At 36.8% G+C, this 17632-nt stretch carries 13 protein-coding genes and 1 riboswitch; of the genes, 11 read left to right on the top strand and 2 right to left on the bottom strand.

What is annotated here, in order from left to right; all coding sequences use genetic code 11:
• Positions 1–38 precede the first annotated feature (38 nt).
• From nagE to metH, 11 genes are all read left to right on the top strand, one after another.
• A complete protein-coding gene (gene nagE / locus ACFVR1_RS13925; RefSeq protein WP_387584839.1) occupies positions 39–1481 on the top strand; it encodes an N-acetylglucosamine-specific PTS transporter subunit IIBC in 1443 nt (480 codons plus the stop codon).
• A gap of 87 nt (positions 1482–1568) precedes the next feature.
• Positions 1569–2726: an N-acetylglucosamine-6-phosphate deacetylase gene (gene nagA, locus ACFVR1_RS13930; protein WP_387584841.1), complete on the top strand. Its 1158-nt coding sequence runs from the start codon at positions 1569–1571 to the stop codon at positions 2724–2726.
• Between the two features lie 48 nt (positions 2727–2774).
• The gene (locus ACFVR1_RS13935; protein ID WP_387584842.1) at positions 2775–2918 is read left to right on the top strand and encodes a hypothetical protein; all 144 of its coding nucleotides are present in this window, start codon (positions 2775–2777) and stop codon (positions 2916–2918) included.
• 228 nt (positions 2919–3146) lie between these two features.
• The gene (gene kynU / locus ACFVR1_RS13940) at positions 3147–4424 is read left to right on the top strand and encodes a kynureninase (protein WP_387584844.1); all 1278 of its coding nucleotides are present in this window, start codon (positions 3147–3149) and stop codon (positions 4422–4424) included.
• A gap of 16 nt (positions 4425–4440) precedes the next feature.
• Positions 4441–5295 (top strand): tryptophan 2,3-dioxygenase, encoded by an 855-nt coding sequence (gene kynA / locus ACFVR1_RS13945; protein WP_387584846.1) that lies wholly within the window; start codon positions 4441–4443, stop codon positions 5293–5295.
• Between the two features lie 12 nt (positions 5296–5307).
• Complete coding sequence (kynB, locus tag ACFVR1_RS13950) at positions 5308–5940, top strand: arylformamidase (protein ID WP_387584848.1); 633 nt, start codon at positions 5308–5310, stop codon at positions 5938–5940.
• A complete protein-coding gene (locus tag ACFVR1_RS13955) occupies positions 5937–6317 on the top strand; it encodes a hypothetical protein (RefSeq protein ID WP_387584850.1) in 381 nt (126 codons plus the stop codon). Before kynB ends, ACFVR1_RS13955 begins: the two co-directional genes overlap by 4 nt.
• A 334-nt stretch (positions 6318–6651) precedes the next feature.
• Entirely contained in the window at positions 6652–8043 is a 1392-nt protein-coding gene (locus tag ACFVR1_RS13960; protein WP_387584851.1) for a protoporphyrinogen oxidase, read from the top strand.
• 123 nt (positions 8044–8166) lie between these two features.
• Entirely contained in the window at positions 8167–9138 is a 972-nt protein-coding gene (locus ACFVR1_RS13965) for a nuclease-related domain-containing protein (protein WP_387584853.1), read from the top strand.
• A gap of 219 nt (positions 9139–9357) precedes the next feature.
• A riboswitch (SAM riboswitch) is annotated at positions 9358–9463 on the top strand.
• A 76-nt stretch (positions 9464–9539) separates the two neighbouring features.
• Entirely contained in the window at positions 9540–11399 is a 1860-nt protein-coding gene (locus tag ACFVR1_RS13970) for a bifunctional homocysteine S-methyltransferase/methylenetetrahydrofolate reductase (RefSeq protein WP_387584855.1), read from the top strand.
• A complete protein-coding gene (gene metH / locus ACFVR1_RS13975; RefSeq protein ID WP_387584857.1) occupies positions 11380–14817 on the top strand; it encodes a methionine synthase in 3438 nt (1145 codons plus the stop codon). The genes ACFVR1_RS13970 and metH overlap by 20 nt, the downstream gene beginning before the upstream one ends.
• 75 nt (positions 14818–14892) lie before the next feature.
• Here metH and ACFVR1_RS13980 read toward each other — a convergent pair whose 3' ends face one another.
• Positions 14893–15660, bottom strand: coding sequence for a DUF817 domain-containing protein (locus tag ACFVR1_RS13980; protein WP_387584859.1), 768 nt, complete (start codon positions 15658–15660; stop codon positions 14893–14895).
• A gap of 67 nt (positions 15661–15727) precedes the next feature.
• Positions 15728–17422, bottom strand: coding sequence for a PucR family transcriptional regulator (locus ACFVR1_RS13985; protein WP_387584860.1), 1695 nt, complete (start codon positions 17420–17422; stop codon positions 15728–15730).
• Positions 17423–17632: the final 210 nt, after the last annotated feature.

Genomic DNA, 17632 nt, shown 5'->3' on the forward strand with positions numbered 1-17632 from the left:
ATTTATCGCATAACGATGAAAAGGGGAATGGGATTGTTATGATGAAATATTTACAAAAGCTCGGACGCTCTTTAATGCTACCGGTAGCTGTATTACCGGCAGCGGCAATTTTGATGGGTATAGGATATTGGATTGACCATGATGGTTGGGGGTCAGGAAATGTATTAGCAGCATTTCTAATTACAGCAGGGGCTTCGATTATTAACCATATTCCGATCCTATTTGCGGTTGGAGTAGCATTAGGAATGGCGAAGGAAAAAGATGGTTCTGCTGCATTAAGTGGTTTAGTGGCTTTTCTAGTTGTAACGACAATGCTTTCAACAAATACAGTAGCCTTATTACAAGGTGTCGATCCTGCTAATGTAAACGTAGCTTTTGGGAAAATTGATAATGCATTTATTGGGATAATTTCTGGAATTATTGCTGCGATTATGTTCAATAGATATAGTCATGTGAAGTTACCAGATTTCTTAGCTTTCTTTAGTGGAAAGCGATTTGTACCTATCGTTACTGCAGTTTCCATGTTAGTAGTTTCAGGTGCATTATTCTTTATTTGGCCAATCGTTTATGGCGGATTAGTATCGTTTGGAGAATCAATAAGTGGACTGGGTGCAGTTGGCGCAGGATTATATGGATTCTTTAATCGACTACTTATTCCTACTGGTTTGCATCACGCTTTAAATGCTGTATTTTGGTTTGATACAATTGGTATTAACGATATTGGGAATTTTTGGGCCAGTAAAGGTGTCAAAGGAGTCACAGGTATGTATCAGGCTGGCTTCTTCCCAATAATGATGTTTGGATTACCAGCAGCGGCACTTGCGATGTATCATACTGCTAAAACAAATAGAAAAAAACAAATTGCCGCTTTAATGTTAGCAGCTGGATTTGCTTCCTTCTTTACTGGTGTTACAGAACCAATTGAATTTGTATTTATGTTCCTAGCTCCAGCACTTTATATTGTGCATGCGGCTTTAACTGGTATTTCATTATTCATAGCGGCATCGTTTCATTGGACTGCGGGTTTTGGATTTAGTGCAGGGTTTATCGATTACGTTTTAAGTCTGCGTATACCTATTGCAAATCTACCGCTTATGTTATTACTTCAAGGGTTAGTTTTTGGAGTAATTTATTATTTCTTATTCCGATACTTAATCATTAAATTCGACTTGAAAACACCAGGAAGAGGAGATGAGTCGGAAGAAGATGAAGAAACTGTTCAACATTCGTCTAGTTATAAATTTTCTATCTTGGCAACTAATATTTATGAGGGCTTAGGTGGGGATTCTAACGTTGTTTCTGTTGATTATTGCGCAACTCGGTTACGTGTAGAGGTAAAAAATATGGATAACGTCGATCAACAAAAAATTAAAGATACAGGAGTTCCAGGTATTAACGTTGTTGGTCCAACAAGTATTCAAGTAATTGTTGGAACAAGTGTACAATTTGTAGCGGATGAAATAGAAAAAATTCGAAAATAATATTAAGATTGTTTTAAAAGCTGTTTAACAAGGATACGTCCTTCATTAAACAGCTTTTTTAATAAAGAGTTTTAGGAGTTGTAAACTGTGGAAAAAACAATTCTAATTTCAAATGTGACAATAGTGAATCATGATCAAAAATTTGTAAGTGATTTATTTCTTAAAAATGGAAAGATCGAAAAAATAGGTATTAATCTCTCAATACAAGCTGATGTACAAATTAATGGAACTTCTAGTTTTTTGTTACCTGGATTTATTGATATGCATATTCACGGTTCGGCTGGCTTTGACACAATGGATGGAACAGAGGAATCGCTTAGAGGGATGGCACGTTCTTTAGTGAAAGAGGGTACGACTAGTTTTTTACCAACTACGATGACACAAACAACTAAGGGTATAGAGGCTGCCTTAGCAAACATAAATCGTTTTGAAAGTAAGGAAGACGAAGCAGAGGTTTTAGGAATTCATCTTGAAGGTCCTTATATTTCTAAAAAACGTGTTGGCGCACAACCAATTGAACATATTCTTGACCCTTCCCTAGAACAGTTTAATCTTTGGCAACAACTAAGTGGTAACTGTATAAAGCAAGTTACGGTAGCACCTGAAGTAACGAATGGTTTTGAATTTGTAGAGACTATTTGTAGGCAGGGGATTATTGTTTCCATAGGCCATTCAGATGCTACTTCAGAGGAAGTGGAAAAGGCGATTAAGCTAGGTGCAAATCAAGCAACTCATTTATTTAACCAAATGCGCCCTTTTCACCACCGTGAACCCGGTGTTGTTGGTAGTGTTCTAATGGCAGAGGAAATTAGGACGGAGATCATTGCCGACTTTCTTCATAGTCATCCGAATGCAGTAAAAATGGCTTATCGTTTAAAAAGTGCAACCGGAATTATATTGATCACGGATGCGATGCGAGCAAAAGGATTGTCAAACGGAGATTATGACTTAGGTGGACAAACAGTTCAAGTAACAGAACAAGGTGCACATCTTTCGAATGGAGCTTTAGCTGGAAGTATACTGAAAATGGATCAAGCCGTTCGCAATATTCGAGATGTTACGGACTGTACTTTGCAAGAACTTGTTGCGATGTCCTCTGCTAATGCTGCTAAACAATTAAAGTTAACGCATAAAGGCTATATAGCGGAAGGTTATGATGCTGATGTAGTTTTGTTAACCAAAGATTTACATATTCTAAAAACGATTTGTAGAGGGAATATTGTTTTTGAAAATAAAGATTCATAATCCTTATCATAATGGACACATTAAGACTAAAGAAAGGATGCGATTTTTATGGACGAAAGTAAATTTGCAAATCTTGATCAGGAGCAGCTGCAGGAATTAAATGAATTAGAAACTAAATTAGGAGTTACCTTGGTGGCATATGAGATGCCGGAATCCTTTAATAGTATGTCCAATGAAATGCCTAATGCTTAAGAATAATATAAACTCCTTTATTAATACTTATTAATAGAGGAGTTTATTATTTTCAATGGAATAGGTGTAATTGGTCCCAAAACCATTGCTTGCGTTAATTGGCAACCTGCAATAGCCCTCAACCACAATCGGATAGTTCTCCCATACGTTTATTGACACTCGTACTCTTAAAACATATGATTTATATAAATAGAAAGAAAATTCGGTTTTTATGAAGGTGGGAGACACTTGGTTAAGAATTTAACAATCAGTTATGCAAAGAAGTTAGATGAGCTAGATGAGTTGAAAATTTATCGGGATGAATTTTATGTACAGCCGGGTGTACTGTATATGGACGGAAACTCTTTAGGGTTATTATCCAAAAGAGCGGAACAATCACTGTTAACAATACTCGATTCTTGGAAAAGATATGGAATTGATGGTTGGACGCGAGGAGAGCATCCTTGGTTTTATTTTTCCGAAACGTTAAGTGAAATGTGTGCGCCGCTAATTGGAGCACTGAAAGAAGAAGTCATTATAACTGGTTCTACGACAACAAATTTACACCAATTAATAGCTAGTTTTTATAAACCTACAGGAGAACGTACTAAAATATTGGCGGATGAATTAAACTTTCCATCTGATTTATATGCAATAAGTAGTCAATTGTCCATGCATGGGTTTGATGCTGAGAACCATATGAAATTTGTGAAAAGTCGTGATGGATATATGTTAACAGAGGAAGATATTATTGAAGCAATGACAGATGATGTGGCATTGATTGTCTTACCAAGTGTGTTGTATCGAAGTGGACAGATCGTAAAAATGAAAACGCTTACTCATGCGGCGCATGAACGGAATATTTTAATTGGCTTTGATTTATGTCATTCAATTGGCTCTGTTCCACATCAACTAGATGAATGGGACGTTGATTTTGCTTTTTGGTGTAACTACAAACATTTAAATGGTGGACCGGGGTCAACTGGTGGATTATATGTGAATCGTAGACACTTTGGGCAAAAGCCTGGTCTTGCTGGTTGGTTCGGCTCGGATAAAGAAAAGCAATTTGATTTAGCAACCGAGTTTACACCAGCATCGGATGCTAGTGCATACCAAATTGGCACGCCGAATATATTAAGTGCAGCTCCACTTTATGGATCACTAGAAATGTTTGCAGAAGTTGGTATGGATGCAATACGTAACAAATCACTAAAGTTAACTGATTATATGATCTTTCTAATAGAAGAAGAGCTAAGTGAATATCAATTTACTATTGCAAATCCACTGGATCACGATCGTCGCGGAGGTCATATTTATTTAGTCCATGAAGAAGCGGCGCGGATTTGCAAAGCTTTAAAAGAGCATCAAGTCATCCCAGATTTTCGCTCGCCAAATGGGATTCGCTTAGCACCAATCGCGCTATATAACTCATTCCAAGATGTATGGAAAACCGTGCAAATATTAAAGAAAATAATGAAGGAAGAGTTATATAAAAAGTACGAAAACAAACGAGATGTTATCGCTTAAAAATAGGAGGGCTAGAATGTCGAAGGATATTTCAGAGACTCATGATAATTTGAAAAGTGAAAAGGGAATTTATACTGATTTTCAGAATGATATGACGTACGGAGATTATTTGCAATTAGATAGTATTTTGGCTAGTCAAAAACGGTTATCTGGCCATCACGATGAAATGCTATTTATTATCATTCATCAAGTGAGTGAGCTTTGGATGAAGTTACTATTGCATGAATTAACGAGTGCCATTCAAGCAATTCAAGCGGATAAAATGCAAGGTGCTTTCAAAATGCTTGCGCGTGTAACGAAAATCCAAACGCAAATTATTCAAGCATGGGATGTGTTATCAACATTAACTCCTGCTGAGTATTTAGAGTTTCGTGATAAGTTAGGAAAAGCATCTGGATTTCAATCTTTTCAATACAGACAAATTGAATTTGCACTCGGTTATAAAACAAAGCATATACTTAAAATCTATGAAAAAGATACTGAGTTATACGAGGAACTTGAGAAAGCGTATAACGCACCAAGTATTTACGATGTTGCGATACTTTCATTAGCTAAAGCAGGATTTGATTTGAACCCAATGGTGGTGAACCGGGACTTTTCCGTAACTTATGGGGGAGATGAAACGGTCGCTAATGCATGGAAAGAAGTCTATCAAAACGTGGATAAGTACTGGAATCTATATCAATTAGCAGAAAAACTTGTAGATGTGGAAGATTGGTTACAGCAATGGCGCTTTCGTCATATGAAAACAGTCGAACGCATTATTGGCTTTAAAAAAGGAACTGGTGGTTCATCAGGTGTCAATTACTTACGTAAAGTGCTCGATCATCGTTTTTTCCCGGAGTTATGGGATTTGCGAACAAACTTATAAAGGAGGAAGCCAATGGATAACCGGTGGATTGATATTTCACAACCATTCTCGAATAAAATCGGCACTTGGCCGGGTGACACACCATTTCACTTTGACATAGCCTATTCAAAAGAACAGACTGGTTCGGTCAATATTGGACGATTCACAACAAGCGTGCATACGGGGACACATGCCGATGCACCTTTCCACTTTGACAATGACGCACCGACGATTGAACAGCTTGACGTCAATATTTATATAGGCCGTGCTAGAGTAGTGGATATGACAGGGTTTGATTTCATTGGAAAAGAAGAATTGGAAGCAGTTGAACTTGATGGGGTGGAACGTTTACTATTAAAAACAACCGAAAAAACATGCGTAGAGCATTTCCCACCAAAGATTCCCGTATTAAAAGAAAATATTGGGGCTTTCTTGCAAGGAAAAGGAATCTTTTTAATAGGAGTTGATCATCCTTCTGTCGATGCATTAGACGATAAAGAATTATCAACCCATCACGCACTTTATCAACATGGAGTACACATATTAGAAAATTTATTATTACAAGATGTGTCGCCAGGTGATTATGAACTGATTGCACTTCCACTAAAGATACAAGGGGCAGATGGCAGTCCAGTACGGGCAGTGATTCGACCGTTTAAAGAATGAAAAAAGCTTACATAATTTTGGTTTTGTTATTATTAGCGGGTTGTGGTGCTAAAACAAAATCTTTACAAGAGATTTATACAGGGGAAGGCATGAAGGAAGTTGATAAAATCGTACTGACAGATGGAAGCACAGGCTCTTCAAAAACGATTACAAACGGTACGACCATCAATGAATTGATGTCACTAATAAAAGATATTCAGTTTACGCCACAAGCAAACCAAGAAAAACAATTAGGTTGGCGATATAGCATCGGACTGTACGAAGGTGATAAGGAATTTAAGTTCTATTTGAATAAAATCGGGAAATATTATTACCATTCAAATCCTGATATTTTTCCAATTGTAGATGATTTTTATAAAGATTTAAATGTGGAGTAAAAGTAAATTGGTGAAAAATAGTAGGCTCGGTTCTATTCTAAAATAGGATCGAGTCTATTTGTAAATTTGACGAAATAGAAAACTATTGTGTATTTTTAAATCAATCGAGGAAGAATTGTGAGGTATGTCATACCAGTTACCTTTAAAAGCGCTTATACTAAGAATAGCTAGTAATTCCGGATTAACCTTATTTAGAATTCATTACGAACTTCTTTTAGAAGAGTAAGGTTTCCTGCGTATGCATTAGATTTTGCAATGGAGTTTACCTTGCTTCATGTGCATAATTTGAATGCAATTACGCCAAGGCAAATTTGACTAACAGGGAGTGAATGTTTTGAAAAAAATAGTTGTCGTAGGTGGAGGAATAACAGGTCTTTCTACCATGCATTATTTGCAAAGACTTAAAATAGAAAAAGCATTAGATATTGAATTGATTTTAGTAGAAGCGAATGAGTATTTAGGTGGTAAAATTCATTCGGTTAAGGAAAAGGATTTCATAATGGAAGTTGGAGCAGATTCTATTGTTGCGCGCAATGAAGGAGTGATGCCTCTAGTGGAAGAGTTACACTTGCAGGACGAGCTTGTTTATAATGCAACAGGCATCTCGTATATTTACACAAACAATGAATTGCATGCAATTCCTTCGGATACTGTATTTGGAATACCGACAAGTGAAGAATCTTTGGAAAGTAGCACACTAGTTTCTGATGAAGGTAAAGAAGAAGCATTAAAAGATTTGGATTTGCCGAATGAAAGCTTTACGAAAGAAAGCTCAATCGGATCATTTTTAGAATACTTTTTAGGGAAAGAGCTAGTGGAGAAACAAATAGCTCCAGTGTTGTCCGGTGTTTATTCCGGGAAGCTGGACAAGTTGACTATGGCGTCTACACTGCCTTACTTAATTGATTATAAAAATAAATATGGCAGCATTATTAAAGGTTTAGGTGCCAATAAGGAGCAGTTCCAAGCAGCGGCAAATAAGAAGTTTATCTCCTTTAAGGGTGGCCTCTCAACCTTAATAGATCGAATGGAAGAAGAATTGAGAGACTCGACAATTATTAAAGGAGTTCATACGACGAACATTGTGAGAAATGATGCTATTTATGAAATATCATTTACTAATCATGAATCAATAGAAGCGGACTATGTTGTGCTTGCGACGCCACATAATGTAGCACAAACCTTACTGCAAAATGAAGATTTAGATGTAGATTTTAATAAATTGAAAAACTCATCGCTTATTAGTATTTACTTAGGTTTTGATATTCAAGACGATCAGCTTCCAGCAGAGGGTACTGGTTTTATAGTATCTGAAAATAGCGATGTGAAATGTGATGCGTGCACGTGGACTAGCCGTAAGTGGCAGCATACATCAACAAACAGCAATTTGCTTGTTCGTATGTTTTACAAGAACTCAAATCCTGCGTTTGAAAGCATGAAGCATATGAGTGAGAAAGAACTAGTTCAAGTTGCATTACAGGATATAAAGAAGAGCTTAAAACTAAGCGGTGAACCTAAAATTGTGGAAGTGACGAAATGGAATGACCAAATGCCAAATTACCATTTAGAACATGGCGTAGCAATTAGATCATTAAATGAGAAATTATCTGTTGAGCTACCAAATGTAATACTTGCAGGCTGTTCTTATTATGGTGTTGGTATCGGTGCTTGTATTAAAAATGGAAAAGAAACAGCAGAGATGATTTCTAGAAGAATTTTATTATAGATACATTTTTAGGACCAAAATTCTTTTTTGGTCCTTTTTTTGTAGAGAAAATGAAATTGTCGATGCTTTAGTGTAATTTACATATTTTATGTTTATGATACGATGCGGTTAGGGGGTGTTTAATTGTTAGTAAAAACGCGTTCGGACGAGTATAGTTTTACTGGTTTACAGTTGTTGAACCGCCGTTTGCCCGAAATGCATGAGATGAAAGAATTGATTCATACAAAAATGCATATGGCGAAGGCGGGGATTTATGGGGAAGTTCGTGTGGACGAGGTATTCCAGAAGTACTCATTTCCTTTTCAATATGTAGTGCTCCACGATGTTAGTTTGGAATCGTTTGGTAAGTTTCAGATGGATACAGTGTTTTTAACCCAATATTTCGCAGTGATTTTGGAGAGTAAGAATAAAGGAGGGAAATTGCGTTTTAAACAGAATCCTTCCCAGTTAGAGCGAGAAAATGAGGATGGTAAAGTAGATATATTTGAAAGTCCAGAAGTACAGATTGAACGAAATATATATTTGTTCGATGAATGGTTGCGACTGTACGGGGTAAAGATTCCTATCTACGGTGTAATTGTGTTAACGAATTCTAAAGTAATGATTATGGAGCCATCTACGAAATATACCTGCATTCTCCATCAGACAATACCGGTGTTTTTGCGGAATATTGTTCGTGATAAAGTGTGCTTAGATGTAAATGAGATGCACAAATTAGCAGAAAGAATCGTATCGAGTCATCAATCTAATTTTCCATATCCAATGTGCGAGAGGTGGGGCATCAATCCAAACGATCTTCTGACTGGTGTATATTGTGAGAAGTGTAAAGTGCATGGAATGGTAAAAAAGAAAAATGGCTGGAACTGTTTACGTTGCGGCCATGTGGATCGACTTGCCCATGAAAAAGCGATCTATGAGTGGTTTGTGCTAGTTGGGAAAAGCATTAATAATCGGCAATGCAAAAGATTTCTACATTTAAATTCTCCACAATCTGCATTGAGAGTTTTAAAATCAATGAATTTAATAACAAGTGGCAATTCAAAAAATACGATTTATAAGTGGGATTGGAAAGAGATTGCATCAAGGAAAACGTGAAACGGTCGAATAAGTGCCATTATCGGTTGAATCTAAGTGATAATCGGTCGAATAATAGTAAACATCGGTCGAATATGTGAAATAATCGGTCGAAAACTACCAAACATCGGTCGAATACTTGATAGACCCACCCGAAGTGTCAAGAAAATTCAAAACATGCCTTGACGCTTTAGTGCAATAAAGGTACTATATGTCTAACATAAAAAACTGAATAGTGAATTCTTATCAAGAGAAGCCGAGGGACTGGCCCTAGGACGCTTCAGCAACCAGCCGTAATGGTCAGGTGCTAAATCCAGCAGACTTGTATAAGTCTGAAAGATGAGAAGGGACGAATATTACATAATCGTAAAGCCTTCTTTTCATGGAAGGCTTTTTTTGTATTTTAGAGAGGAAGAGTGCGAATGGGATTACTAGAGAAACTACAAACTAATATGCTAACTGCAGACGGAGCAATGGGGACACTGCTTTATTCATATGGAATAGATTATTGTAATGAGGAATTAAATATACAAAAGCCTGAAATTATTGAGAAGATTCATCGAGATTATATTGTCGCTGGAGCAGATATTATCCAAACGAATACATACGGTGCGAATGCGATTAAATTAGCAAGGTACGGATTAGAAAATCAAATGAAAGAAATCAATGAAGCGGCGATTCATATTGCAAAAAGAGCTGCTGCACCAGGTGAACAATTTGTGCTTGGTACGATTGGGGGGATACGTGGTATTCGGAAGAGTGATGCTTCTATGAATGAAATCATCGCAACACTTAACCAACAAGCTAGCCACCTCTTATCCGGCACCCCAGATGGGCTACTACTCGAAACCTATTATGATTTTGAAGAGCTTATGGCATCGGTCACGCATTTACGTAAAATGACGGAAACACCAATCATTGCTCAAGTATCAATGCATGAACCTGGAATTTTGCAAAACGGCTTATCACTAAATGATGCATTACATCAGCTTGAATCAATAGGAGCAGATATCGTTGGAGTTAATTGTCGTCTCGGACCGCATCATACGATTCAAGCATTTGAGGGAGTAACACTTCCTAAAAAAGCATTTCTTTCCGCTTATCCGAATGCGAGCTTGCTCGATATGGAGGATGGACGTATTGTGTACGAATCGGAAGCGGATTATTTTGGGAGGGCAGCGTTATATCTTCGTGATGCGGGTGTTCGACTGATAGGTGGATGTTGTGGGACTACTCCAAAACATATAGAAGCAGTGAAAAAAAGAATTGCCAACTTACCACCAATTACAAATAAAACAGTCACACCTAAAAAGCAGATAATCATTCAAGAACCAGAGCCAACAATCAATAAACCTCTACATGAAAAAGCGAGAACGGAAAGAACAGTTATTGTGGAACTGGATACCCCGCGTCATTTGGACACGACCACTTTCATAGAGGGAGCGGAAAAACTATATGCTGCTGGAATTGATGCGGTCACAATGGCGGATAATTCACTTGCCTCGCCGCGAATTAGTAATATGGCAATGGGATCAATGCTGAAATTACAAAACAATATACGTCCACTTGCACATATTACTTGTCGTGATCGCAACTTAATTGGCTTGCAATCTCATTTAATGGGTCTTGATGCGCTTGGAATTCATGATATTTTAGCAGTAACTGGAGATCCAACAAAAATTGGAGACTTTCCAGGAGCTACAAGCGTTTATGACGTATCGAGTTTAGAATTACTTCAATTAATTAAACAGTTAAATGAAGGTATTTCATTTTCAGGAAAATCTCTTCGAAAAAAAGCAAACTTCTCTGTAGCAGCAGCATTCAATCCGAACGTTCGCGTGCTCGATCGCGCAGTAAAGCGTCTAGAGAAAAAAATCGAGTGCGGAGCTGACTATTTCATCACGCAACCAGTCTATACAAAAGAAAAAATTCAAGAAATATATGAAGCAACAAAACATTTGTCCACACCAATTTTCATCGGTATTATGCCACTGACAAACAGTCGAAATTCGGAGTTCTTGCACAATGAAGTGCCTGGTATCAAATTATCAGATGAAGTGCTCGAACGTATGCGTGCTTGTGGAGAAGATAAAGAGCGTTCTACAGCAGAAGGCATACAAATTGCAAAAGAACTGATTGATACTGCAGCCGAATTATTTAACGGAATTTACATCATTACGCCGTTTTTCCGTTGTGATATGTCACTGGAATTAATTCAACATATTAAAGAGATTGATGAAAAGAAAGTGAGAGAAACCAGCTATGTCCAAACATCTAATTGAAAAACAGCTTCAAAATAGAATACTTATTATTGATGGTGCAATGGGTACGATGATACAAAATGCGAATCTTTCTCCAGAAGATTTTGGTGGGGAAGAATATGAAGGTTGTAATGAGTATTTGAACATTGTGAACCCAAATGTCATCGAGCGAATTCATCGTGAATATTTAGGGGCAGGTGCTGATATCATTTGCACAAATACATTTGGCGGAACGCCAGTTGTGTTGAATGAATATGATCTTGGAAACGAAGCATATGAAATTAATTTCCGAGCAGCGCAAATTGCCAAAAATTGCACTGCTGCATTCTCTACACCTGAATGGCCACGTTTTGTAGCAGGAGCAATTGGACCGACAACCAAAACATTATCTGTTACGGGCGGTATTACGTTTGATGAATTAACGTATGACTTTTACGTGCAAGCAAGAGCTTTAGTCGAAGGCGGATCGGATGTAATCTTACTTGAAACGAGTCAAGATATGTTGAACGTAAAGGCGGCAACTATTGGAATAAAAAAAGCGTTAAGCGAAACAGGCAAAGAACTTCCGATAATGATTTCAGGAACAATCGAGCCAATGGGTACGACACTTGCTGGCCAAAGCATTGAAGCATTCTACATTTCCATTGAACATATTAAACCACTTTCAGTGGGGCTTAACTGTGCAACAGGGCCTGAATTTATGACGGATCATATTCGATCCCTTTCCGAGTTGTCGGATGGATATGTGAGCTGTTATCCGAATGCAGGATTACCCGATGAAGAAGGACATTATCATGAATCTCCTGAATCACTTTCGAAAAAATTAAAAGGTTTTGCGGAAAAAGGTTGGTTAAATATTGTGGGTGGGTGTTGCGGAACTACTCCTCGACATATTCGAGCAGTTCGGGAAGCAGTGAAAGGCATTGCGCCGCGGAAACTAACGGAAAACGTACATGGTCATGTCGTGTCTGGAATCGAGCCGTTACTGTATGATGATTCGATGCGCCCGTTACTTATAGGAGAGCGTACGAATGTAATTGGTTCACGAAAGTTCAAGAGACTAATTGTGGAAGAAAAATTTGAAGAAGCTTCAGAAATTGCACGTGCACAAGTAAAAGGTGGTGCGCACGTTATTGATATTTGTCTTGCGAATCCAGACCGCGATGAGCTAGCGGATATGACAAATTTCATGAAAGAAGTTGTAAAAAAAGTAAAAGTGCCGCTTGTCATTGATTCTACTGATGAAAATGTGATTGAAGAAGCATTGAAGTATTCGCAAGGAAAAACAATTATTAACTCGATTAACTTAGAAGACGGAGAAGAACGATTCGATGCTGTTATGCCACTTGTTAAAAAATATGGTGCAGCAGTAGTTGTTGGAACGATTGATGAAGTGGGAATGGCTGTTACTCGTGAACGAAAGCTGGAAATCGCAGAACGTTCCTATGATTTACTCGTAAATAAGTGGGGAATTGCCCCTGAAGATATTATTTTTGATCCATTAGTTTTCCCAGTAGGAACAGGAGACCAACAATATATTGGTTCCGCCATAGAAACGATTGAAGGAATACGTTTAATAAAAGAAAAAATGCCTCGTACATTGACTATTTTAGGAGTAAGTAACGTATCATTTGGTCTTCCACCGGTCGGAAGAGAGGTGCTTAATGCCGTTTATTTGTACCACTGCACACAAGCAGGTCTTGATTATGCTATCGTAAACACAGAAAAGCTGGAGCGATATGCTTCTATTCCTGAGCAAGAAATCGCTATGGCAAACGAGCTTTTATTTACAACAACCGATAAAACACTTGCTGATTTTACGGATTTTTACCGTGATAAAAAGAAAGAAAAGACAGAAGCAGATATCCCTAAAACAGTACCCGAACGCCTTGCTTATTACATTATTGAAGGAACGAAGGAAGGGCTTATCCCTGATTTGGAGGCAGCACTTCAGATGTATGACACTCCATTAGATGTCATTAATGGGCCATTGATGGCGGGAATGTCAGAGGTAGGGCGTCTTTTCAATGATAATCAATTAATCGTAGCGGAAGTGCTTCAAAGTGCAGGTGTGATGAAGGCATCAGTTGCTTACCTCGAACAGTTCATGGAAAAGAAAGAGGATGACTCTGGTAAGGGGAAAATTATTCTTGCAACTGTTAAAGGCGATGTACATGATATAGGGAAGAACTTAGTCGATATTATTTTAAGTAATAATGGATATAAAGTAATAGATGTTGGCATTAAGGTAACTCCAGCGACACTAATTGAAGTCATTCGAAAAGAAAAACCAGATATCGTTGGGCTTTCTGGGTTACTTGTTAAGTCTGCTCAACAAATGGTTATTACGGCGCAAGATTTTAAAGAAGCGGGAATTGATGTACCTATGCTTGTTGGAGGGGCAGCATTATCCAGACGTTTTACTGAGACGAAGATTTCTGCAGAGTATGATGGACCTGTATTATATGCAAAAGATGCAATGCAAGGACTGGATCTTGCAAATCGTTTGCAAAACGAAGAAGATAAAACCGTCTTATTAGAAGAACTTATTATACAACAAGAAAAACGAAAAGTAGCAGAGGCAACTCGAGCTTCAAAATCAGCTGTTGCAGTTTTAACGAAGCCAATAAAAACGGTGCGTGAGGATGTCCAAGTATACAAGCCAAAAGACTTACGACGACATGTTTTGAAAGATTATTCTGTCTCTCATTTATACCCATATGTTAATATGCGGACACTTATTGGGCATCATTTAGGACTCAAAGGGTATAGTGATAAATTATTGGAACAAGGGGATAGCCGTGCCGTAGAATTACATGAACTTGTAACGGAGTTTCTAGGTGCAGGCATATTAAAGCCATCGGGAATGTATCAATTTTTTCCAGCCCAATCCAATGGGGATGATGTGATAATTTACGATCCGACTGATGCGAAAACAGAAATAGAAAGATATACATTTCCGCGCCAATCCGTAGAACCATATCTATGTTTGGCGGACTATTTAAAATCCGTAGATAGCGGAGAAATGGATTATGTTGCATTTATGCTAGTAACCGCTGGACACGGGGTGCGTGAAGCAGCAAATAAACTAAAAGAACAAGGAAAATTTTTAGAGAGCCACGCATTGCAAGCCACGGCTCTAGAGCTAGCGGAAGGATTTGCCGAACGAATTCACCAAGAAATTCGTGATCAATGGGGCTTCCCTGATGCAACCGATTTTACAATGCGCGACCGATTTGCAGCAAAATATCAAGGCCAACGATTTTCATTCGGGTATCCTGCCTGCCCAAATTTAGACGACCAAGGAAAACTATTTGGACTTATAAAACCAGAAGACATCGGTGTGCATTTAACAGAAGAATTCATGATGGAACCAGAAGCATCCGTTTCTGCAATCGTCTTTGCCCATCCGGATGCTAGATACTTTGTTGTGGACTAATAAAAAGTTGCTTTAATATGGAGAATCGATCAATCTCATTTTCTCACTAAAGAAAATACACCGCCAACAGATAGTCTATCTGTGAGCGGTGTATTTTATATTTTTCACTCTTTTTAATTGAGCAACGATGATAATACTAATGATGACTAGTAGAAACCACGAACTGATTTTCCCGATAGGAACGAGTGACCACGTGGCTTCTTGGTTTGGATATTGCCATGCCCCGAAGAATGTGGTGATATTTTCGGCAATCCAAATAAAGAAACCAATCAATAGAAAAGAGAGAATCATAGGCATTTTATAGATTGTCTTATTAATTTTAAAAGTAACAAATGTCTTTAAAAAAATGATAAGGAGCAAACCCTTTAACACCCAACGAATATCGTACGTAAAATGGTGCGTAAAGAAATTCAAGTAAATCAGAACACTAATCCCTACTGCGAAAAATGATTTTGGCCAGTTGTAAATGTGTAAATCAAAATGCCGCCAACTTTGACAAATGTAACTAGCAACGCTTGCATACATAAATCCACTATACAATGGAACTCCGAAAAACTTGCTATACGCTTCTTCTGGATATGCCCATGAACCCATATGTACTTTATATAACTCAAGTGCCAAGCCAATTACGTGGAATAAACAAATAACCTTGAACTCATCTAATGTCTCCAATTTGGAGATGAGCATCAATATTTGAGCCGCTATACAAATAAATAAAATAAAATCATAGCGAGGTAAAAACGGAATACTAATAAATTTTGATAAAGCAAGTGCTGCAAAAATGATTACTGGAAAAATGCAAGAAATTGCTTGTAAATACCCGAATCGTATAAAGTTCCTCAAAAGCCCAACTCCTGCTTTTTTAAATATGGACGAAATTGGCTTTTATAAGTTTCTTCATTGGAATGCCTTACATATATTTGTTTAGGATTCTAAATATCTTTAAAGCAATCTGTATTCTAAGCAATTCTTCTGAGCTTTTTAAATCTGTATTTAATATTTCTTTAATCTTCTCAATTCTATAGATAAGAGTATTCCTATGTAAAAACATTGCTTTTGATGTTTCGGATACATTTTGATTGTTGTAAAAGTAATTTTCCAATGTAGATAAATAACTTGTTGCATGTAATTTATCATGTTCATATATTTTACCAAGGCATTTCTGAAAAAAATCCTCTAATTCTGAGGAGTTTATATTTGAATCTAATAAATGATAAACAGAGTAATCTTCAAAATGAGACACTTCATTTTTTTCGTTCATCTGTTGCATTAGTCGAATCATTTCATTTGCTTCTGAAAAACTTTTATATAATGAGCTTATAGAACGATACTGTTGACCGATGCCAATCAAAAAAGACTTCTGTAATCTATTAACTAATTTCTCATGCAAGTCTGTTGCATATTGCTTTGCTTCACTAACTGAAATCGGTGCACGATCCTCGTTTTGTCCTACTAAAACGATGATTCTATTATTTCTATAAAAACATGTAATTTCACCGATTGATTTATAGGCCATTTCATAAACAATATCTACACAACTTTGTGCAATACTATCCATTTTATATTTACCTATTATCATATCTTCAAATTTTTCAACTTCATTTGCTTCTATATTGATGACTAAACAATAATACGAATAGCTTGGATTTAGGCCATGCAAATCACATAAAGTTTGCAATGTTTCTGGAGATGTAATCTTACCAGATAGTAAGTCGTCATAGAAATCTTGCCTAATTTTTAATTTTACTTCTTTAATTTCCTTCTCCTTTATTCTTTCAAGCGCAATGATTGTTGACGCTTGTTGCAAAATAATATAGTCAAATTCAGTTAGATCGTGAACTGTTTGCCAAATAACGATGTATCCATAAATATCTTGAGAAACTGCAATAGGAAGGACTCTACAAATTATATTTTTACCTTTTAAATGATAGCTTCTTTTGATAGATTTTTTCATATCACTTAAGTTAGGTGGAATACTATCAATAAATTCTTTGTTAAAAATAGGTTTATCAGAAGTTAAATCAAGAGACTCTCTGAGTGGAACATTGTTATCGGCATGTTCTGTATAGTGTAATAAACTCCAATTTTTATCGACAATAATAATTGGATTATTTATCGTGCCAGACAACATGGATGAAATTTTTTCAATTCCTCCACCTTCCAAAGTAATTCTGAAGAATAAATTATGCATGTCTAAAGTTTTTCTATTTAGTAAATCATATCTTCCCGATGCTTTTTCATTAATGATCGATATGACTCTTGAAAGAGTGTATCCCATTGGTAGTTCTAAAAGTGGTAAACCATATTTGTTTGCTTCGTCAATCATGTTCTGGGGAAGTTTATCAAAATACCGCTTCATTTTTACGACAAGTCCAGCACAGTTAATCTCCGAAAGTTCTTTAATAATTCTGTTTTGTAACTCCTCATTATCTTTAAAAATATATCCTGTCGATAGAAGTAATTCATTAGGGGAAAGCCAATCAAATGCGTCTGGGTTCTCAATAATATTTACAATAGATATTTCATTATTAATACCTTTTTCGCCAGCTACTATTTTTAGTCCATCAATCGCTTTTATTTCTAATAAGTCTTGAACTGTAAGCAAAATTTTTCTCACTCCTAAGACAAAATGTCTTTCTACTAAGTTGTACAATGTGCACAAATTGAATTCACACTTTTTGGTTTGATTAAACGATGACCATACTACGTACTCTATACTATAGTATTTATGTAAAGGCGATATATGTCAAAGAATTAAGTAAGTATTTGTATATTATGAACAACAGCCTAGAGTTGGATTGTACTACTTAGAAGA

Origin of the sequence: Psychrobacillus sp. NPDC058041 (assembly GCF_042885655.1) — a bacterium.
GTDB lineage: Bacteria > Bacillota > Bacilli > Bacillales_A > Planococcaceae > Psychrobacillus.